Source organism: Bauldia litoralis (assembly GCF_900104485.1).
Taxonomy (GTDB): Bacteria; Pseudomonadota; Alphaproteobacteria; order Rhizobiales; family Kaistiaceae; genus Bauldia; species Bauldia litoralis.
This window is the reverse complement of the sequence record NZ_FMXQ01000008.1, coordinates 66,163-84,377: the sequence shown is the minus strand read 5'-3', so window position 1 is coordinate 84,377 and position 18,215 is coordinate 66,163. Positions and strand designations below refer to the sequence as shown.

Here is an 18,215-nt window from a genome sequence, read left to right as displayed (position 1 = left end):
TTGTTCCTCGAATTCCGGGCTCGTCAGTAGAAAAGCGGAGCCCACCAATTGATGGTCAAGGCGAGAAGAACGAGCGCGGTTGCACTCCAGAGTGCTGTTTGAGTGATCACCGACGATCGCGGCTTGGAGCAGTAGTCTCCTGCAGCGCATTCGGGTCTCACGCTGAAATAGACTCGCCAGAAGCCGAGCCCGATGAAGATTAGTGAGAACGCTGCAAAGTAGGGCTTGTAGGGCTCCAGCGAAGCGAGGCCGCCGATCCAGGCGCCGGAGACACCTGCCGTCACAAGAACCAAAGGAACGATGCAGCAGGATGAGGCGAGGATAGCGCCGGCGATCCCACCGGCGGCAAACCATCCTTGCCTGGATTCCGGAGCCGCATCGGACAAATCGGCCGGTCCGGCTCGAGCGTCGTGGTCACTCGTTTGTGTCACATCTCGTGTTTCCATGCAGAGCAGGGTAGGGTCTGTACTTCCTACAGACTCAAGGGTGCGCAGCACGATGAGCGATCACGTTCTTGCGAAGGGTTTTCAGCGGGCGGAACTCGCGCGCAAGACCGGCTGTCATCTCGAGACTATTCGCTACTATGAAAAGATCGGCATGATGCCCGACCCGCCAAGGACTCCGGCGGGTTACCGTGTCTATGATGAAAGCCACGCGGTCCGGATCCGTTTCATCCTGCGCGGACGAGAACTCGGTTTTTCCATCGAGGAGATGAAGGGACTGCTTGAACTCGTCGACGGTGACACTCAAACCTGTGCCGCAGTCAAGAAGCGCACCGATGAACATCTGAGAAACGTTCGCGCCAAGATTCGCGATCTGAAGCGGGTCGAGCGCGTTCTGGCAAGGACTGCGGCGCAATGCTCCGGACAAGAGGTGCCCGAATGCCCGGTTCTCGAAGTGCTCGGTTCATGGCATTGAATTGGGCTGATTTACGGGGCGCGGCAAATCCGCCACCGGAGATCGTCTCACCTCTCACCCTTGCCCCGCCTCGCGACATTCGGGATAACCTGCCCCTGCTTCGCCCCCGCGCCTGACCTGACGACGCCGGCGCGGAGCCCCATTGGAAGCCGCGCCCGCGATGTCCCTTCTCGCCCTGCCCTTTCCGACCATCGACCCGGTGCTGATCGAGATCGGCCCCTTCGCGCTGCGCTGGTACGCGCTGGCCTATATCGTCGGCATCTTTCTCGGCTGGTGGTACGCCAAGCGGCTGGTCTCGAACCAGCGGCTGTGGGGGCCTGCCGGCTCGCCGATGAAGCCGGCCGATATCGACGACTTCGTCGTCTGGTGCACCCTCGGCATCATCTTAGGTGGCCGGATCGGCTACGTGCTCTTCTACGACCTGCCGCGCTTCCAGGAGAACCCGCTGGAAATCTTCGCCCTGTGGCAGGGCGGCATGTCCTTCCACGGCGGCTTCCTCGGCACGACGCTGGCGATGATCCTGTTCGCCCGGCTGCGCAAGATCCCGGTCTGGTCGCTGATCGACGTCATCGCTCCCTCGGTGACCTTCGGCCTGTTCCTCGGGCGCATCGCCAATTTCGTCAACGGCGAGTTGTTCGGTCGATTTTCCGATGCCCCCTGGGCCTTTGTCTTTCCCTTCGGCGGGACGGAGCCGCGCCACCCGAGCCAGCTCTACGAGGCCGGGCTCGAGGGCATCGGCCTCTTCGTGCTGTGCCGGATTCTCACGCACCGCTATCTCAAGCTGCGGACCCCCGGCTTCGTCGCCGGCGCCTTCACCGCCGGCTACGGCGTCTCCCGCACCTTCGTCGAATTCTTCCGCGAGCCCGACATCCAGATCGGCTACCTGGCCGGCGGGCTGACCATGGGCATGCTGCTCTCGGTGCCGATGATCATCGCCGGCATCATCCTGATGGTCTGGGCGTCGCGGCGTCGACCGGTAGCGCCCACCGCCGCGCGGCGGGGCGGCGAGTCCCCGGTCGAGTGACGCCGCTCGGCGAAAAACTCGCCGCGCGCATTCGCGCCAACGGCCCGATCACCATCGCCGACTACATGGCCGCCTGCCTGGGCGATCCCGAGCATGGCTACTACCTAGCCCGCGAGCCTTTCGGCCGTGGCGGCGATTTCGTCACCGCGCCGGAGGTCAGCCAGATGTTCGGCGAACTGATCGGCGCATGGACCGTCGCCGTCTGGGAGGCGATGGGCGCACCGGCGGCGTTCGTGCTGGCCGAACTCGGCCCCGGCCGCGGCACGCTGATGAGCGACCTGATGCGCACCGCCCACCTCCGCCCGGCTTTCGTCGAGGCGGCCCGGGTCCACCTCGTCGAGACCAGCCCCCGCCTCCGCGCCATCCAGGCCGAGACCCTCGCCGCCGCCGGCATCGCCCCGACCTGGCACGAACGCATCGACGACCTGCCGTCAGGTCCGCTGATCGTCGTCGCCAACGAATTCTTCGACGCCCTGCCGATCCGCCAGTTCCTCCGCACCGAAACCGGCTGGGCCGAACGCATGATCGGCCTCGACGAGACCGGCGCCCTCGCCTTCGGCCTGCGCCCCGCGCCCCCGCCGCCGGGTTTCGGCAACGACGTCGCCGAGGGTGCAATCGTCGAGACTGCCCCCGCCGCGACAGCCATCATGGCGACGCTCGCCGGCCGGATCGCGGCCGAAGGCGGCGCCGGGTTGTTCATCGACTACGGCTATTCCGGCCCCGCCGCCGGCGACACCTTCCAGGCGGTCCGACGACACGAATATGACGATCCGCTGGCCGCTCCCGGCGAGGCCGACCTCACCGCCCATGTCGATTTCGGGACATTGGGTGAGACGGCGCGTTCCGTCGGCGCCCGTCCGCGCCCGCTCCTGTCGCAGGGGGCGTTTCTCGCCCGCCTGGGCCTGTCCGAACGTGCCGCAAGCCTCGCCCGCGGCAAGGACGCGGCGACCGGAGAAGCGCTGGAACGGGCAGTCGAGCGCCTCGCCTCCCCGGCCGGCATGGGGGAAATTTTCAAGGTTCTCGCCGTTTCCGCGCCCGGCCTTGCGCTCGCCGTCTTCGACGCGGATGATCCTGAAAAGGCGTGAGGAATCGGGCGGATGCTGAGATCTGGACGGGTGTCATGGAGTGGCGAGGCGGTGAAGCCGCGCACGCTCGGCCATGGCCTTCTCGACGCCTTGCCGGGCATCCGCTACGGCTTCTTCACCCGCGAGGGCGGGGTCTCGTCGAGCATCTACGCATCGCTCAACTGTGGCGTCGGCTCGAAGGACGACAAGGGCTTCGTTTTCAAGAATCGAGCCCGCGCCGCCCGCACGCTCCGCGTTCATCACGAGCAATTAGCGACGCCTTATCAGATACATAGCAACATCGCCGTGGTCGTCGACAAGGTCTGGCCAGTCGGCGAAGGGCCAAGAGCCGACGCCGTCGTCACCAATCGCCCCGGCATCGCCGTCGGCGTCGGAACCGCCGATTGCGGGCCGGTGCTTTTTGCCGATACGGCCGCCCGTGTCGTCGCCGCCGCGCACGCCGGTTGGCGCGGTGCGCTGGGGGGCGTTCTCGAAGCAACAATCGAGGCAATGGAAGGACTTGGCGCCGATCGCGAGCGCATCGTCGCGGTCCTCGGTCCGACGATTTCGCGGGCGAATTACGAGGTTGGCGGCGAGCTGATCGACGCCTTTGAGGCGGCCGATCCGACCAACAGCCGCTTCTTCGGCCCGTCCGACCGCGACGGCCATGCGATGTTCGACCTCCCCAGCTTCATCGTCGCCCGCCTCCTCTCCGCCGGCGTGCTGGCGGCTGATCTCGGCCTGTGCACCTATGCCGACGAGGACCGCTTCTTCTCCTACCGGCGAGCAACCCACCGGGGCGAAGCCGATTACGGCCGCCTGCTCTCGGCCATCACGCTGGATTGACAGCGTTTCCGGCCGACCGTCCCCCACAGGATTTGTCGCCGGGTTTCTGGACCGCTGTGCGGAATGGAGCTAGACAGGCTCAGGGGCGTGTCGGGGTGTGTACCTATGTCTGAAATGCGCTGGAACCGACGATCCTTCGCGATTCTGGTGATTGCAGCCACCCTCCTCGCCGGCTGCAACACGACACAATTTGCCCCCGGCGCCAGCCAGCCATCGGTCAAGCCGCCGGTCACCGGCTCGGCGGCCGTCTTTGCCTTTGCGCCCGTCGAGGGTGTACCGATCCAGGTTCTGCAGGCGCTGTCGGCAGCCCTCAATCGCGAAGCATCGGCGCAGCGGCTGAACGTGGTGCCGAACAACAACCCGTCCCGCGTCTACGAGGTGCGAGGCTTCGTCTCGGCAGTGGCGGACGGACAGTCGACCCGGCTCGTCTATGTCTGGGACGTGGTCGACAACAAGGGCGCCCGGCTGCATCGAATCACCGGCCAGCAGGCCGGTGGTCGGGCAACGGGAGATCCATGGACGGGCATCGGCAACGAGACCGTCAATCTGGCCGCGCGGCAGACGATCGCCGAATTGTTGAAATGGGTGGATAGTTAGCGGATAGGCTTGAGGAATGCCTCTCGGCGTTTGCACTGCGGGAACCACCTTGTTACATAGCGCCGCCCGCCCGGCGCATTGCCCAGATGCAGTCGGTCGCTCCTCCCACGGGCCGGAACCCACATGAAGCTCGTCGCCGGTAATTCAAACCGCGCCCTCGCCGAAGCGATCGGGGCTTATCTCGAAGTCCCGCTTGCCAAGTGCATGGTGCGTCGCTTCGCCGATCAGGAAATCTTCGTCGAGGTGATGGAGAATGTCCGCGGCGAGGACGTGTTCGTCATCCAGTCGACGAGCTATCCCGCCAACGACCACCTGATGGAGCTGTTGATCATCATCGACGCGCTGCGTCGTTCGTCGGCCAAGCGGATCACGGCTGTCCTCCCCTATTTCGGCTATGCCCGGCAGGACCGCAAACCCGGCCCGCGGACCCCGATCTCGGCCAAGCTGGTCGCCAACCTGATTACCCGCGCCGGCGCCGACCGCGTGCTGACGCTCGATCTCCATGCCGGCCAGATCCAGGGCTTCTTCGACATCCCGACCGACAACCTCTTTTCGGTGCCGGTGATGACCCGGGACGTGAAGGAACATCACGACCTCAACCACGTGATGGTGGTGTCGCCCGATGTCGGCGGCGTTGTCCGCGCCCGCGCGCTCGCCAAGCGGCTGGATGCACCGCTGGCCATCGTCGACAAGCGCCGCGAGCGGCCGGGCGAAGCCGAGGTGATGAACGTCATCGGCGACGTCGAGGGGCGCAACTGCATCCTGTTCGACGACATCATCGATTCCGGCGGCACCCTGTGCAACGCGGCCGAAGTGCTGATGGAGATGGGCGCCAGGTCGGTGCTCGCCTACTGCACCCACGGCGTCCTGTCCGGCGGCGCCGTCGCGCGGATCATGGCTTCGAAGCTCGAGGAACTGGTGATCACCGACTCGATCCAGGCAACGGCTGCCATCGAGGCCGCCCCCTGCGTCCGCGTCTGCAGCATCGCCAACCTGATCGGCGAGGCGATTGCGCGGACCGCGAGCGAGAAGTCGGTCTCCAGTCTTTTCGACTGAGGACCGGCCGAACCGGCAGTCACCCGCCCGCATTGCACCGCAACCCGGCATCGTCTATACCGCAGCCGGCCGCGCCGACACCCCTGGAGGCAACGCGGTCATAGACCCAGCCATTTGGCGGGTTTCCAACATGAAGGAGTTGTCCGATGGGCGCTAATTACCAGCTCACGGCGACCGTACGCGAAAAAGTGGGCAAGGGGGCCGCTCGCGCCGTACGTCGTCAAGGCTTGATACCGGCCGTCATCTACGGCGGCAAGGAACCCCCGATTTCCATCGCGCTATCCAGCCGCGATATCTATTTCAAGTTGCACGGCGGTGGATTCATGACGACGGTCGCGGAGATCGACGTCAATGGCGAGACGATCCGCACCCTGCCGCGCGATTTCCAGCTCGACCCGGTCACCGACCAGCCGATCCACGTCGATTTCGTCCGCATCACGGCCGGATCGACCATCACGGTCGAGATCCCGGTGCACTTCGCCAATGAAGAGGCCGCGCCCGGCATCCGCCGTGGTGGTGTGCTGAACGTTGTCCGTCACAGGGTCGAACTCGAGTGCCCGGCCGATGCGATCCCCAATCACATCGTCGCCGATCTCACCGGCCTCGACATCAACGATTCCCTGCATATCTCCTCGATCGAGCTGCCGGCAGGCGTCAAGGTGACGATCGACCGCGATTTCACCATCGCGACGATTGCCGCTCCGGCCGGCATCAAGGAAGAGCTGCGGACCGCCGCCGAAGCTGCTGCCAGCGGCGAAGAAGCCGGCGAAGGCGAAGAAGGTGGCGAGAAGGACGGCGACGACAGCTAGTAGAAGCCCGGCAATCGGGCTCCGGGAGAGCCAGTCATGCTGCTTCTCATCGGCCTCGGCAATCCGGGTTCTCAATACGTCGCCAACCGGCACAATGTCGGCTTCATGGTCATCGACGCAATCCATCGCCGTCACGGATTCACTCCGTGGCGGCGAAAATTCCAGGCCGAGATTTCCGAAGGCACCTTTGCCGGCGACAAGTGCCTGCTCGTCAAACCCCAGACCTACATGAACGAATCCGGCCGCGCCGTCAGCGAGGCGATGCGGTTCTACAAGCTCAAGCCGGAAGACGTCATGGTCATCCATGACGAAGTGGACCTCGCCCCTGGCAAGATCCGCATGAAGGCGGGCGGCGGCGCTGCCGGCCACAACGGCCTCCGCTCGATTGCCGGCGCCATCGGCCCGGATTTCCGCCGGTTGCGCATCGGCGTCGGACATCCGGGGGTCAAGGAAGCGGTCCCGCACTACGTCCTGCACGACTTCGCCAAGGCCGACAAAGCCTGGCTCGAACCGCTGATCGAGGCGATGGCCGAACATGCGCCGCTGATGGGCGAGCGCATGGACCAGACCTTTTCGAACCGCGTCCATGAGCAACTCAGGACGGCCAAGCCGGAAAAGCAGAAGACCAAGCCGGTCAAGGGCTTGCCTGCGTCCGGTGAATCGGCGTCGGAACAGAAGGAAGGCGCCGGCGAAGGTCCCCTTGCCCGCGGCCTGAAGAAACTCCTCGGCCGCTGAGCGCAATCTAGCGGCACGGCTCCAGGACGATCGGCGCGCCACCGGTGCCGCCCAGCGTCAGGCATTCATCCCCACCGCAAAGCCGCCACGTCCCGCCCTCGGCAGAGTTGGCCAGCACGACGCGCGGCTGCGCCGGAAGCTCGGGCCGATAGGTCCAGCCCGTCCCGTCGAACACGGCGTCGGGCGGCGGCTCCATGCCGGCGCCGGAACCCTCGACACGGGCCGAGACGACGGTCAGTCCCTCCGGCAGGACCCGCCATGACTCGGACCATGTCGTCTTCTCGACCGTATGCGTCCATGACAGCGTGAAGGCGGTCACCGCCATGGTCAGCACCTTGCCCCCGGCGAAGATGCAAAGGCTCACGCAACTGCCTCCGCCCGCCTCGCCCGCCACAGATGCTGGCCGACGAAAGCCGCCGACAGGGCCAAGCCGATCTCGTCGGTGATGGGCAGGGCCAGGACGAGGGTCGCCGCGGCCACTGCCGCAAGCAACCGCTCCCACAGGGCGAGCGGCCGGCGCAGGTAGCCGATCGCAGCCGCGCCCCAGAGCGCGATCGCCAGGCAGACCTTGAGGACCACATAGGCGACGGCCGGCACATAGCCGATCGTCGCCGCCAGCGGACCGCCATCCTGGAGCATCAGCGCCGGTGCGTAGACAGCCATGAACGGGATGACGAAGCCGGCCAGCGCGATCTTGACCGCCGACAGGCCGATCTTCATGCCGCTTTCCCGGGCGATCGGCGCAGCGGCGAAGGCCGCCAGCGCCACCGGCGGGGTCAAGTCGGCGAGGATGCCGAAATAGAAGACGAACATGTGGCTGACGATCAGCGGCACCCCGAGTTCGAGCAGCGCCGGCCCGGCCAGCGACGAGGTGATGATGTAGTTCGGGATGGTCGGGATGCCCATGCCGAGGATCAGGCAGGTGACCATGGTCAACGCCAGCGACAGGAACAGGCTGGTGCCGCCGACCGACACGATGAACTGGCCGAAGGTCGTCGCCAGTCCCGTCAGGGTCATGGTGCCGATCACCAGCCCGACGGTGGCGCAGGCGATCCCGACGGTGAGCGCGATCTTGGCCCCCTCGGCAAGGCTGTCGATCGACAGCCACAGGGTCTCCCGGCCGCCGCGAGACCACAGGTTCCACACCACCAGCACGGTGAGCGCACCGACCAGCACATAGACGCCGTATTCCAGGAAGGCCGCCGCGACCAGGCCGAGCCCGACCCAGAAGACGATCCGGATCGCGGGCGCCGGCGGGCCGGCGGCGATCGCCGTGCCGAGGATCAGCATCACCGTCAGCGCCAGGCCGACGGAGCCGGCAAAGAGCGGCGTGTAGCCGCTGAACAGGAGGTAGACCAGGGCCACAAGCGGCAGGATCAGATACCAGCTTCGCCGCACGGCGTTGAGCGCCGAGGGGCATTCCTCCTTCGGCAAGCCGAAGAGCCCGAGCCGGCCGGCTTCGAGATGGACCATCCAGAAGGCCGAGGCGAAATAGAGCAGCGCCGGGATGACGGCCGCCTTGACCACCTCGGCATAGGAGATGTCGAGCGTCTCGGCCATGATGAAGGCGACCGCCCCCATCACCGGCGGCATGATCTGGCCGCCCATCGACGCGGTCGCCTCGACGCCGCCGGCGAAGGCCGAGCGATAGCCGAAGCGCTTCATCAGCGGGATGGTGAACTGGCCGGTGGTGACGACATTGGCGACGCCCGAGCCCGAGATGGTGCCCATCAGGCCGGAGGAGATGACCGCGACCTTTGCCGGCCCGCCGCGGGCATGACCGACAAGGCCGAGGGAAATGTCGGTGAAGAGGCGGATCATGCCCGCCCGCTCCAGAAACGACCCGAAGAGTATGAAGAGAAAGATATAGGTCGCTGAAACGTATACGGGAATCCCGTAGATGCCCTCGGTGCCGAAGGCCATATGGTCGATGACCTGGTCGAAGTCGTACCCCCGGTGAACCAGCGGCGCCGGCAGGTACTGGCCGAAGAAGCAGTAGGCGAGGAAAGCCCCGGCGATGATCGGCAGGGCCGGTCCCATGACCCGCAGCGCGGCAAGCAGGACGACGGCGATCAAGGCAGTGCCGACGACAAGGTCGAGGACGGTCGGATAGCCCGCCCGGATGATGAGGTCGTCGTAGAAGATCCACTGGTAGGCGGCGATGGCCGCGCCGATCAGCCCGAGGATCCAGCCGAGCAACTTGACCGGCAGGGACGCATGGCGCGCGACCCCGATCAGCGGAAAGACCAGCAGCATCAGGAACCCGACATGGACGGCGCGGACGATCTGGCTCGGCAGCACCAGCAGGCCGAGGGCAGTCGCCAGCTGGAAGGCCGAAAAGGCGACCGCGAGCCCGAACAGCAACCGCCCTTCCCGGCTGCCGCTGAAACTGTCGGCCAGCGGATCGTGCAGGCCGATCTCGGGCGATGCGTCGGACGGCGGATGCGACCGCTCAACCGGCATGAGCGACGCTCCACCATTTCCTGACGGCCAGGCAACGACCGGGGCGTGACGCCCCGGTCACAGGGATGATCCCGATCAGAGGATTCCCTTTTCCTTGTAGTAGCGCTCGGCGCCCGGATGGAGCGGGATCGGCAAGCCCTTCGTCGCCGTGTCGGTGCTGATCATCTTCGCCGCCGCATGGGCGGCGACCATCGCGTCGAGATTCTCGAACATCGCCTTGGTCAAGGCGTAGACCGTGTCGTCGTCGAGATCGGCGCTGGTGACCAGGATGTTGGTGATCGCCGCCGTGTTCACGTCTTCGGTCTGGCCATCATAGGTGCCGGCCGGGATCACGCCGGACTGATAGGGCGCGCCGATCGAATCGATCACCGCCGGCGGAACCTCGACCATCTGGATCGGGATCGAGGAGGCAAGGTCGCGGATCGAGGCGACGCCCAGTCCCGCCGATTGCAACGTTGCGTCGAGCTGGCGGTTCTTCATCAGTTCGACCGACTCGCCGAAAGGCAGGTATTCGGTGCGGCCGAGATCGTCATAGGTGATGTCCGCGGCGCCGAAGATCGCCCGGGCGTTGAGTTCGGTGCCCGACTTCGGCGCACCGACCGAGACGCTCTTGCCCTTGAGGTCGGCCAGCGTCTTGATGCCAGAATCCTGGCTGGCGACGATCTGCACGTAGTTCGGATAGATCGCGGCAATGGCGCGCAGCTTGTCGAGCTTGCCGGGGAAGCCGAGTTCGGTGTTTCCCTCCCAGCCGTTCTTGACCGAGTCGCCGAGAGCGAAGGCCACCTCGCCCTTGCCCTGCTGGATCAGGTTGAGATTCTCGACCGAGGCCTTGGTCGACTGGACCTGGACCTTGGCGTCCGGAAGCGCTTCGGCATAGAGGTTGGAGAGCGCGACACCGAGCGGATAGTAGACGCCGCTGGTCCCGCCGGTGAGAATGTTGACGAAATCCTGCGCCTTTACGGGCAATGCCGCCATGGTCAGGGCCACGCCGCCGATCGCCATGGACCGCGCCACGTCAGAAAACCGCATTCTCGACCTCCCTTTGAACTGATACACTGGCATCGGATCGCGCCGGCGCCTGATGAAACTCCCCAGACAGGGCGATGTTGACGCCCGCGCGAGATTTTTCAAGCGCTATCGGCACTTGACGTGACCGTCGCGGTACGGTGAGAAGCAGCGCGGCAGCCGCCGCATTTTTTCTTCAATCGAGAACAGGGTACTTCTGAATGGGTTTCGGATGCGGCATCGTCGGCCTGCCCAATGTCGGCAAATCGACGCTTTTCAATGCCCTGACGCGGACAGCGGCGGCACAGGCGGCCAACTATCCCTTCTGCACGATCGAGCCGAATACCGGCGAAGTCGCGGTCCCCGATCCGCGGCTCGACAAGATCGCGGCGATCGGCAAGTCGGCGCAGACCGTGCCGACACGGATCAGCTTCGTCGATATCGCCGGGCTGGTGCGCGGCGCCTCCAAGGGCGAAGGACTCGGCAACCAGTTCCTCGCCAACATCCGCGAGGTCGAGGCGGTGGTCCATGTCCTGCGCTGCTTCGACGACGGCGACGTCACCCATGTCGAGGGCACGATCGACCCGGTAGCGGATGCGGACACGGTGAATACCGAACTGATGCTCTCCGACCTTTCCAGCCTCGAGAAGCGGGTGACGCCGCTTCGCAAACGCGCGGCGACGGGCGACAAGAACGCCAAGGCCGAAGTGGCGCTGATGGACGCAGCCCTCGAGCAGCTCAATAACGGCAAGCCGGCGCGCCTCGCCGATATCGCCGAGACCGACCTCCCCGCCTTCAAGGCGCTCAACCTGCTGACCACCAAGCCGGTGCTCTACGTCGCCAATGTCGACGAAGCCTCGGCCGGCACCGGCAACGATCACTCCCGCCGGGTCGAGGAGATGGCCGCTGCGGAGGGGGCGGGCTGCGTCGTCATTTCCGCCGGAATCGAATCCGAGATCGCCCAGCTCCCCGATGCCGAACAGCGCGAGTTCATGGAATCGCTCGGCCTCAAGGAGCCCGGCCTCGATCGCCTGATCCGCGCCGGCTACGACCTGCTCGGCCTGATCACCTTCTTCACCGTCGGACCGAAGGAAGCGCGCGCCTGGACCGTGGAGAAAGGCGCCCGCGCGCCGCAGGCCGCCGGAACCATCCACACCGACTTCGAGCACGGCTTCATTCGCGCCCAGACCATCGCCTACCAGGATTTCGTCGCGCTCGGCGGCGAACAGGCGGCGAAGGAAGCCGGCAAGGCGCGCGACGAAGGCAAGGAATACGTGGTCGCCGATGGCGACGTGATGCTGTTCAAGTTCAACGTCTAGGAAATCGCTGTCTGGAGAGAGGCGATGAGCGGCCTCAAGATCCGCCGGGTTGTCACCGGCACATCGCCTGACGGCAAGGCGATGATCGCCAGCGACACGGTGCTGGAGAGCGACGGGATCGCCATGATGCCCGGCGCCGGCTTCGTCAGCATCTGGGGCGCCGACGGGCCACAGACGCTGCCGACGAGCGGCGAAAAGCCGGACTACACCACCTGGTTCCCACCGGCCGCCGGATACCGCGTCGAGCAGATCACCATTCCGCCGTCATCGACACCGCCGACGCCGGACCTCGACATGGCGGAGGCGGCCGCCGAGATGAACCGCAAGCTGCCGGGACTGCTGGAGCACATGGACCCGAAGCATCCCGGGATGCACCGGACGGACACGATCGACGTCGTCTATGTGATGTCCGGGCGATGCGTCGTCGAACTGGAAGGCGGCGAGACGACCGATCTCGGCCCCGGAGACATCCTGATCCAGAACGGCACGCGCCACGCCTGGCGGGTTCCCTATGACGAACCCTGCACGGTCCTGTCGATCAGCGTCGGAGCAGCGCGGAACGGCTGATCCCCTCGCCAGAGCATCTCAGCGAAAGGCGTAGCGCTCGGCGATGACGGGCGGCGTGATGCACACGACGCCGATGATGACGAACCAAGTCATTACCACCTCGATGCTCCACCCCGCGGAAAGCAAGGCCCCGAGCACAAAGGGCGCGAGTGCCGAGATCAGCACCATGTACATCGCGACTGCGCTGCGGATCGTCCCCAGCGTTTCGGTGCCGAAGAGTTCCGCCCAGACCGCGGTCAGCGTGGTTTTCGACAGTCCGCCGCTGAACCCGATTGAAGCCATGACGACGGGCAGCGCCCAGGGTGCAGTCACCATTCCAAGCACGGTCATGCCGCATAACAGCGGTATCATCTGGAACATGAAGAGCTTGCGCGCTGAAACCCGGTCGATGATCTGGCCGGAGATGAACAACCCGCAGACATTCGCAATCGCCAGGGCCGGAAAACTCGCCGCGACGAACCCGACGGGCCATCCCCTGATGTCGGCCATCGTCGTAATGTGGAACATGATCGCGGTTGCATAAAACGGCAGAACCGCCATAGCCGGCAGCGCCGCCCAGACATAGCGCGAGCGTAACAGGACCCGCAGCCCCGCCAGCAGGCTCCGGAAAGCACCGCCGGTGCCGCCTTCCCGTCGGGGCGAGCGCGTTATGCCGTAGAGCAGCCACTGGGTCAGCGGCAGCAGCACGAACAGGGCGACCGCGCCGACCAGCGCATAGGTCGGCCGCCAGCCGATCGCGGCGATGCCGGCAACCACCAGCGGCGGAAAAATGATCTCGGAGATCGGAATGCCGAGCGCCGTAATGCCGAGAGCACGCCCGCGTTCGCGATCGAAGGTGCGCGCGGTAGCCGTCGCCTCGACATGGACCATCAATCCCTGCCCAGTCAGCCTTAAGAGATAGAGACCAAAGAACAGCGTCAAAGGCCCGACGGCAAGCGATGTGACAAGACAGGCGATGGCGCAACCCACCACAACTGCGGCGCTGAAATGAACAAGGCGGATATGGTCGATCCAGTGTCCGACGAAAAGCAGAGTGGCCGCAGAGGCCAGCGTTCCAGCCAGATACAGCGCGCCGACGCCCGCCGGATCGAGACCGAAATCGGCACCGAAGGAGACGACGAACAGGCCGATGAAGAAGGTCTGGCCGGGCGCTGAGTAGAAGGAGTGCAATGCGCCAAAAGCCAGCGGCCGCACGTGCTGGCGTGCGAATGCGAACATGTTCACTGGGGAGGTCTCGAAACCGCGAGGGGTATACTAGAATTATAGCCGCCCCAGGCCGTCTTGGAAACCAGAATTGCCTTTGACAGGCTGCCGGTGCGGCCGATACTGGCGCTTGCGGTTAAGATTGCCGTCGACCCGGCAGATCACGAGACAACGTTCAGGCAATGGCCCAACGATTCTTCGAAGACTTCGTCGTGGGAGACGTGCTGCGCCTGCCGGAGCGGCAGGTGCAACGCAGCGACATCATCGCCTTCGCGGCGGAGTTCGATCCCCAGCCATTTCACCTCGACGAGCGCGCGGCGCCGACCGATCTGACAGCCGGGCTTTCGGCGTCGGGATGGCACACCTGCGCGATGTTCATGCGCATGGTCTGCGACGCTTACCTGCTCGATTCGCGCTGCATGGGATCGCCCGGAATCGAAACGCTGAAATGGCGCCGCCCGGTGCGCCCCGGCGACCGGCTGACCGGCACGTCGACCGTTCTCGAGGCGCGCGCATCGAAGAGCCGCCCGACGATCGGCATCGTGCGCTTCCGCCACGAGGTATCCAACCAGTCCGGCGACATCGTCATGTGGATGGAAAACCCCGTGATGTTCGAACGGCGGCCGGCTCGATGATCTACGACGACATCATTGTCGGCAGTGCGCACGACTTCGGAGCGCATACCTTCACCAGGGAAGAGATCAAGCGCTTCGCCGGCCTCTACGACCCGCAGCATTTCCATGTCGACGAAGACGCCGCCGCCGACAGCCTGCTCGGTGGTCTCTGCGCCAGTGGCTGGCACACCGCTTCGGTCATGGTCGGGCTGTTGTCGCGATACTTCGCCAGGGAAGCGGAGCGGGCCCGGCTGAGCGGCCGACCGGCAGCGCCGATGGGTCCCTCCCCCGGCTTCGACGATCTCAGGTGGATCCGGCCCGTCTATCCCGATGACACCATCGCCTTTGTCGGCGAGGTGAGCGCAAAGCGCGTATCGAAGTCGCGGCCGCAATGGGGGCTGGTCTCGATCGAGACCACCGGCGCCAACCAGAAGGGCGAGCCGGTGTTCAGCTTCATCGGCCACGTCTTCGTGGCCCGGAACGCCGCCCCCTGACGCTTGCCAGCGGCGACCGACCTCAGCCGATCAGCGGCTCCTGCGGCGGATCGATCTCGGCCTGCGCCTCCCAGGCCTTGAGATCGGCGTCGGCGCAGACCGCCTCCATATACGCCTCGCAGATCGGGTCGAGCGTCACGCCGTAAGTTCGGAACCGCGTGACGATCGGCGCATACATGCCATCGGCGACCGTGTAGTGCCCGAAGAGCCAGGGCCCGCCGTCCTTGCGGCCCCAGTTGTCGCGGGCCTGCCGCCATATCTCGGCGACGCGGGCAATGTCGGCCCGCGCTTCCGGATCGTCGATGGTCTTCGGTGTCCGCTCCAGCAGCGCCATCGGCAGGTGCTCGCGCAGCGCCCGGAAGCCGTTATGCATCTCCGCCGAGATCGAGCGCGCAAAGGCCCGCGCCACCGGATCGGCCGGCCATAGCCGCGCCTCGGGGAAGGTATCTGCGAGATATTCGCCGATCGCGATCGAGTCCCAGACCTTGATCTCCTCACCATCGCGGTGATGGACGAGCAGCGGCACCTTGCCGGTCGGCGAGATCTCGACGAGCCGCTGCTTGTGCTCCGGCAGCCGGTAGCGGATCAGCGTCTCCTCGAAGGGTACGCCGACCTTGGTGAGCGGCAGCCAGGCGCGCAGCGACCAGGAGGAAACGGTGCGATAGCCGATGTAGATACGGAGGTCGGGCATGCGAGGTCAGTGTCCTTCGAAGCTGACAAGGGTGTGGACGGCGACGTCCTTGGCGGCCAGGCGCGCCGCCCCGCCGAGGTCGGGAAGATCGATGACGAAGGCGGCTGCGACGATCTCGCCGCCGGAGCGGCGGATCAACTCGGTCGCAGCCTCGGCCGTACCGCCGGTGGCGATCAGGTCGTCGACAAGCAGGATCCGCGCATTGTGGTGGATCGCGTCGGCGTGGATCTCGATGGTGTCGATGCCATATTCGAGGCTGTAGTCCTGGCCGATGGTCCGCGACGGGAGCTTGCCCTTCTTGCGGATCGGGACGAAGCCGCGCCCGAGTTCATGCGCCACCGCGCCGCCGAGGATAAAGCCGCGCGCCTCGATCCCCGCGACATAGTCGATGCCGGAGGAGAGGAACGGCCAGACCAGGCCATCGACCGCCGCCCGAAGGCCAACCGGGTCGGCAAGCAGCGTCGTGATGTCGCGAAACAGGATACCCGGCTTCGGATAGTCAGGAATGGTCCGGATCAACGATTTCAGGTCGACGGTGTCAGCGGGCATGGACGGGACTCTGGGTGTCGGTGGGCGGCGGATTTTCGAGTGGCGCCTCCGTTTAGCAAAGTCGCTGGACGGAGGCTATGCGAGCAGGCCGATCCTCACGCGCCGTGATGGCGCTCATCGACCCGCTCCGACAGCAGGACCGCGATGAACCGCGTCGCCGGGAAGGCGGCGAAGATGATGGCCAGCATCGAGGTCATCGGTATCGCCAGGATTGCCCCGGGCAGGCCCCACATCGCGGTCCACACCGCCAGGGCGACGAGCACGACAAAGGGGCTCAGGTTGAGCTGCTTCGACAGCAGCTTCGGTTCGAGAAAGTTGCCGACGAAAACCTGCGGAATGATCAGCAGCGCCGCCAGCATGACGGTCGTCGCCACCGACCCGAACTGGGCGAGCGAGAGGATCACCGGCAGCGCCACTGCGATCAGGGAGCCGACATAGGGGATGTAGTTGAACAGCCCGATCATCACCGCCCAGAACAGCGCGAAGTCAACTCCCATGATCAGCAGGACGACATAGGAAACAGCGCCGAGGATGACGTTGACCAGCGTCTTGATCGCCAGGTATTCGCCGATCCGCCGGTTGATGTCGGTAACGAGCTGGGTGGTCAATTCCGCGCTGTCGCCCTGCGGAAAGGCGGCGCCGAGCTTGCCGACGAAGGTGCCACGCTCCGACATCAGGAAGACGGCATAGACGACCACGAGGAAGGTGGTGGTCCCGAGATTGGCGACCGAGCCCAGCGTCGTTGTCAGAAGGCCCCGGATGTTGATGCGCCCGATCGTCGCCTCGTGGATGTCGTCCCAGGTCGGGTGTTCCTTCATCCCGATCAGGTCGGCAAACTGGATGGCCAGCGTTTCGAGATTCTGCCGATAGACCGGGACCAGTTCGATGAGCTGATTGACCGTCACGACGATGACGATGCCAAGCGCCACGAAGCTCATGGTGAAGCCGATGAGCACGAGAAGCCGGCGCAGGAAGAGCGGCAGGCGACGGAGGACGGGAACGCGCTCCATCGCGTCGGCAGCCGCGGTCAGTACGTAGACCGCGATGACCGCGGCGAAGATCGGCAGGAGAATCCCCTGCCCTATGACCAGAAGCCAGCCGACGACAAACGCCAGGACGACGGCAAGGACCAGCGTGACGAAGCGGCTCGGTTCCCCAGTCATGTCGCTACGCCCGCCCCCGATCCGCCGATTCACGGCGCCATCCTACGCAATTACGCAGGTCTTCGCAGGGGTCAGCGACATAACCCGATCGCCCAAGCGCGGCGCCCGGAGAACCCAGCCGCCCCTGCCGCCGATCAGTGGGCTTCGCGGGCCCAGACGCGCTTCTTGGTCAGGTACATCAACCCGGCGAAAACGATGAGGAAGATGCCGACCTGGAAGCCGAGGCGCTTCCGCTCGACCAGGTGCGGTTCCGCCGCCCACATCAGGAAGGCCGAAACGTCGCGCGAATACTGGTCGATGGTCTCCGGCGATCCGTCGCTATAGGTGACGATCCCATCCGACAGCGGCGGCGGCATGGCCAGCGACGCACCGGCGAGGAAGTAGGGATTGTAGTAGGTGCCTTCCGCCACTTCGAGACCGTGCGGCGGCTCTTCGCCATAGCCGGTAAGCAGGGCGTGGATGTAGTCCGGCCCCGCTTCCTGGTACTGCGTGAAGAAATCGAGCACCGTCCAGACCGGACCGCGGGACGCACCGCGCGCCTTCGCCATCAGCGACAGGTCGGGCGGCGCAGCGCCACCGTTCGCGGCGGCCGCAGCCTGCACATTCGGGAACGGCGACGGGAAGCGATCGGCCGGAATGCCGGGCCGTTCGAACATGTCGCCCTCGTCATTCGGACCCGCGGTGATCTGGTACTCGGCGGCGAGCGCCTTGACCTCGGCCTCGGAATAGCCGAGCCCGCCATGGCCCTGGAAGTTGCGGAAAGCGACGTATTCGAGACCGTGACAGCTGGCGCAGACTTCGCGATAGACCTGGAAGCCGCGCTGCAGCTGCGGCAGGTCATAGCGTCCGAAAATGCCGGCGAAGGACCAGTTGAGCAGTTCGGGCTTCTTGAGCGGGAAATGCGCGGTGTCGTGCACTTCCTGCTCTTCGTCGATCGCCGCGATTTCGGCTTGGGTCGGCTCGGATGCGTCGTCCCCCTCCTGGCTGATCGCCGGGGACGTGAAGGCGCCGAAACCCAGCGCCATGGCGCCGAGAAGGCTGGCGCGAAGATACGGAGCGGTCAGCAGCGGGACCGTGAGTGACAGGTTGCGCACGGTG

At 65.5% G+C, this 18,215-nt stretch carries 21 protein-coding genes; 12 read left to right on the top strand and 9 right to left on the bottom strand.

Annotated elements, in window-relative coordinates; translation table 11 throughout:
* Nucleotides 1-23: 23 nt before the first annotated feature.
* The gene (locus BLT60_RS18260) at nucleotides 24-497 is read right to left on the bottom strand and encodes a mercuric transporter MerT family protein (RefSeq protein ID WP_244521325.1); all 474 of its coding nucleotides are present in this window, start codon (nucleotides 495-497) and stop codon (nucleotides 24-26) included.
* Between the two features lies 1 nt (nucleotide 498).
* Here BLT60_RS18260 and BLT60_RS18255 point away from each other — a divergent pair, with 1 nt between their 5' ends.
* The 8 genes from BLT60_RS18255 (at nucleotide 499) to pth (ending at nucleotide 7,049) form a co-directional block, all read left to right on the top strand.
* Complete coding sequence (locus tag BLT60_RS18255; RefSeq protein ID WP_090878638.1) at nucleotides 499-918, top strand: MerR family transcriptional regulator; 420 nt, start codon at nucleotides 499-501, stop codon at nucleotides 916-918.
* A 160-nt stretch (nucleotides 919-1,078) separates the two neighbouring features.
* Nucleotides 1,079-1,942 (top strand): prolipoprotein diacylglyceryl transferase, encoded by an 864-nt coding sequence (gene lgt / locus BLT60_RS18250; protein ID WP_090878636.1) that lies wholly within the window; start codon nucleotides 1,079-1,081, stop codon nucleotides 1,940-1,942.
* Nucleotides 1,939-3,027, top strand: coding sequence for a class I SAM-dependent methyltransferase (locus tag BLT60_RS18245; protein ID WP_244521324.1), 1,089 nt, complete (start codon nucleotides 1,939-1,941; stop codon nucleotides 3,025-3,027). Before lgt ends, BLT60_RS18245 begins: the two co-directional genes overlap by 4 nt.
* Before the next feature lie 12 nt (nucleotides 3,028-3,039).
* Entirely contained in the window at nucleotides 3,040-3,852 is an 813-nt protein-coding gene (gene pgeF, locus BLT60_RS18240) for a peptidoglycan editing factor PgeF (protein ID WP_090878634.1), read from the top strand.
* A gap of 105 nt (nucleotides 3,853-3,957) precedes the next feature.
* Nucleotides 3,958-4,449: a hypothetical protein gene (locus BLT60_RS18235; RefSeq protein ID WP_139167885.1), complete on the top strand. Its 492-nt coding sequence runs from the start codon at nucleotides 3,958-3,960 to the stop codon at nucleotides 4,447-4,449.
* 123 nt (nucleotides 4,450-4,572) lie between these two features.
* The gene (locus BLT60_RS18230; protein WP_090878630.1) at nucleotides 4,573-5,505 is read left to right on the top strand and encodes a ribose-phosphate pyrophosphokinase; all 933 of its coding nucleotides are present in this window, start codon (nucleotides 4,573-4,575) and stop codon (nucleotides 5,503-5,505) included.
* Between the two features lie 146 nt (nucleotides 5,506-5,651).
* Nucleotides 5,652-6,314 (top strand): 50S ribosomal protein L25/general stress protein Ctc, encoded by a 663-nt coding sequence (locus BLT60_RS18225; RefSeq protein WP_090878628.1) that lies wholly within the window; start codon nucleotides 5,652-5,654, stop codon nucleotides 6,312-6,314.
* Between the two features lie 36 nt (nucleotides 6,315-6,350).
* Complete coding sequence (gene pth / locus BLT60_RS18220; RefSeq protein WP_090878626.1) at nucleotides 6,351-7,049, top strand: aminoacyl-tRNA hydrolase; 699 nt, start codon at nucleotides 6,351-6,353, stop codon at nucleotides 7,047-7,049.
* A gap of 7 nt (nucleotides 7,050-7,056) precedes the next feature.
* On the opposite strand, the gene BLT60_RS18215 is transcribed toward pth, so the two are convergent.
* The 3 genes from BLT60_RS18215 to BLT60_RS18205 form a co-directional block, all read right to left on the bottom strand.
* On the bottom strand, nucleotides 7,057-7,413 hold the full coding sequence (locus BLT60_RS18215; protein WP_090878624.1) for a DUF1850 domain-containing protein: 357 nt from the start codon (nucleotides 7,411-7,413) through the stop codon (nucleotides 7,057-7,059).
* The gene (locus BLT60_RS18210; RefSeq protein ID WP_090878622.1) at nucleotides 7,410-9,512 is read right to left on the bottom strand and encodes a TRAP transporter permease; all 2,103 of its coding nucleotides are present in this window, start codon (nucleotides 9,510-9,512) and stop codon (nucleotides 7,410-7,412) included. The genes BLT60_RS18215 and BLT60_RS18210 overlap by 4 nt, the downstream gene beginning before the upstream one ends.
* A 75-nt stretch (nucleotides 9,513-9,587) precedes the next feature.
* Complete coding sequence (locus tag BLT60_RS18205) at nucleotides 9,588-10,541, bottom strand: TAXI family TRAP transporter solute-binding subunit (protein WP_090878620.1); 954 nt, start codon at nucleotides 10,539-10,541, stop codon at nucleotides 9,588-9,590.
* Nucleotides 10,542-10,738: 197 nt separating this feature from the next.
* On the opposite strand from BLT60_RS18205, the gene ychF reads away from it, so the two are divergent.
* Nucleotides 10,739-11,836 carry a redox-regulated ATPase YchF gene (ychF, locus tag BLT60_RS18200; RefSeq protein ID WP_090878618.1) on the top strand — a complete coding sequence of 366 codons (1,098 nt, stop codon included), beginning with the start codon at nucleotides 10,739-10,741 and terminating at the stop codon, nucleotides 11,834-11,836.
* A gap of 24 nt (nucleotides 11,837-11,860) precedes the next feature.
* Nucleotides 11,861-12,403: a cupin domain-containing protein gene (locus BLT60_RS18195; protein ID WP_090878616.1), complete on the top strand. Its 543-nt coding sequence runs from the start codon at nucleotides 11,861-11,863 to the stop codon at nucleotides 12,401-12,403.
* Nucleotides 12,404-12,421: 18 nt separating this feature from the next.
* On the opposite strand, the gene BLT60_RS18190 is transcribed toward BLT60_RS18195, so the two are convergent.
* Nucleotides 12,422-13,621, bottom strand: coding sequence for an MFS transporter (locus tag BLT60_RS18190; RefSeq protein ID WP_244521340.1), 1,200 nt, complete (start codon nucleotides 13,619-13,621; stop codon nucleotides 12,422-12,424).
* A gap of 167 nt (nucleotides 13,622-13,788) precedes the next feature.
* Here BLT60_RS18190 and BLT60_RS18185 point away from each other — a divergent pair, with 167 nt between their 5' ends.
* The gene (locus tag BLT60_RS18185) at nucleotides 13,789-14,241 is read left to right on the top strand and encodes a MaoC family dehydratase (RefSeq protein ID WP_090878612.1); all 453 of its coding nucleotides are present in this window, start codon (nucleotides 13,789-13,791) and stop codon (nucleotides 14,239-14,241) included.
* On the top strand, nucleotides 14,238-14,714 hold the full coding sequence (locus BLT60_RS18180) for a MaoC family dehydratase (protein WP_090878611.1): 477 nt from the start codon (nucleotides 14,238-14,240) through the stop codon (nucleotides 14,712-14,714). Before BLT60_RS18185 ends, BLT60_RS18180 begins: the two co-directional genes overlap by 4 nt.
* Before the next feature lie 22 nt (nucleotides 14,715-14,736).
* On the opposite strand, the gene BLT60_RS18175 is transcribed toward BLT60_RS18180, so the two are convergent.
* From BLT60_RS18175 to BLT60_RS18160, 4 genes are all read right to left on the bottom strand, one after another.
* Nucleotides 14,737-15,405: a glutathione S-transferase gene (locus BLT60_RS18175; protein WP_090878609.1), complete on the bottom strand. Its 669-nt coding sequence runs from the start codon at nucleotides 15,403-15,405 to the stop codon at nucleotides 14,737-14,739.
* 6 nt (nucleotides 15,406-15,411) lie between these two features.
* Nucleotides 15,412-15,954: an adenine phosphoribosyltransferase gene (locus tag BLT60_RS18170; protein ID WP_090878607.1), complete on the bottom strand. Its 543-nt coding sequence runs from the start codon at nucleotides 15,952-15,954 to the stop codon at nucleotides 15,412-15,414.
* A 95-nt stretch (nucleotides 15,955-16,049) separates the two neighbouring features.
* Nucleotides 16,050-17,117, bottom strand: a complete 1,068-nt coding sequence (locus BLT60_RS18165; RefSeq protein WP_090878605.1) for an AI-2E family transporter — start codon at nucleotides 17,115-17,117, stop codon at nucleotides 16,050-16,052.
* A gap of 134 nt (nucleotides 17,118-17,251) precedes the next feature.
* Nucleotides 17,252-18,211, bottom strand: coding sequence for a cytochrome c1 (locus tag BLT60_RS18160; RefSeq protein ID WP_244521323.1), 960 nt, complete (start codon nucleotides 18,209-18,211; stop codon nucleotides 17,252-17,254).
* Between the last annotated feature and the right edge of the window lie 4 nt (nucleotides 18,212-18,215).

What these genes read in the sequence shown, in the direction of transcription:
- BLT60_RS18230 (WP_090878630.1), top strand. Translation starts at nt 4,573, where the DNA reads ATGAAGCTCGTCGCCGGTAATTCAAACCGCGCCCTCGCCGAAGCGATC.
- BLT60_RS18195 (WP_090878616.1), top strand. Translation starts at nt 11,861, where the DNA reads ATGAGCGGCCTCAAGATCCGCCGGGTTGTCACCGGCACATCGCCTGAC.
- lgt (WP_090878636.1), top strand. Translation starts at nt 1,079, where the DNA reads ATGTCCCTTCTCGCCCTGCCCTTTCCGACCATCGACCCGGTGCTGATC.
- BLT60_RS18210 (WP_090878622.1), bottom strand. Translation starts at nt 9,512, where the DNA reads ATGCCGGTTGAGCGGTCGCATCCGCCGTCCGACGCATCGCCCGAGATC.
- BLT60_RS18165 (WP_090878605.1), bottom strand. Translation starts at nt 17,117, where the DNA reads ATGACTGGGGAACCGAGCCGCTTCGTCACGCTGGTCCTTGCCGTCGTC.
- BLT60_RS18180 (WP_090878611.1), top strand. Translation starts at nt 14,238, where the DNA reads ATGATCTACGACGACATCATTGTCGGCAGTGCGCACGACTTCGGAGCG.
- BLT60_RS18170 (WP_090878607.1), bottom strand. Translation starts at nt 15,954, where the DNA reads ATGCCCGCTGACACCGTCGACCTGAAATCGTTGATCCGGACCATTCCT.
- pth (WP_090878626.1), top strand. Translation starts at nt 6,351, where the DNA reads ATGCTGCTTCTCATCGGCCTCGGCAATCCGGGTTCTCAATACGTCGCC.
- pgeF (WP_090878634.1), top strand. Translation starts at nt 3,040, where the DNA reads ATGCTGAGATCTGGACGGGTGTCATGGAGTGGCGAGGCGGTGAAGCCG.
- BLT60_RS18235 (WP_139167885.1), top strand. Translation starts at nt 3,958, where the DNA reads ATGTCTGAAATGCGCTGGAACCGACGATCCTTCGCGATTCTGGTGATT.
- BLT60_RS18185 (WP_090878612.1), top strand. Translation starts at nt 13,789, where the DNA reads ATGGCCCAACGATTCTTCGAAGACTTCGTCGTGGGAGACGTGCTGCGC.
- BLT60_RS18205 (WP_090878620.1), bottom strand. Translation starts at nt 10,541, where the DNA reads ATGCGGTTTTCTGACGTGGCGCGGTCCATGGCGATCGGCGGCGTGGCC.
- ychF (WP_090878618.1), top strand. Translation starts at nt 10,739, where the DNA reads ATGGGTTTCGGATGCGGCATCGTCGGCCTGCCCAATGTCGGCAAATCG.
- BLT60_RS18175 (WP_090878609.1), bottom strand. Translation starts at nt 15,405, where the DNA reads ATGCCCGACCTCCGTATCTACATCGGCTATCGCACCGTTTCCTCCTGG.
- BLT60_RS18225 (WP_090878628.1), top strand. Translation starts at nt 5,652, where the DNA reads ATGGGCGCTAATTACCAGCTCACGGCGACCGTACGCGAAAAAGTGGGC.
- BLT60_RS18255 (WP_090878638.1), top strand. Translation starts at nt 499, where the DNA reads ATGAGCGATCACGTTCTTGCGAAGGGTTTTCAGCGGGCGGAACTCGCG.
- BLT60_RS18190 (WP_244521340.1), bottom strand. Translation starts at nt 13,621, where the DNA reads ATGTTCGCATTCGCACGCCAGCACGTGCGGCCGCTGGCTTTTGGCGCA.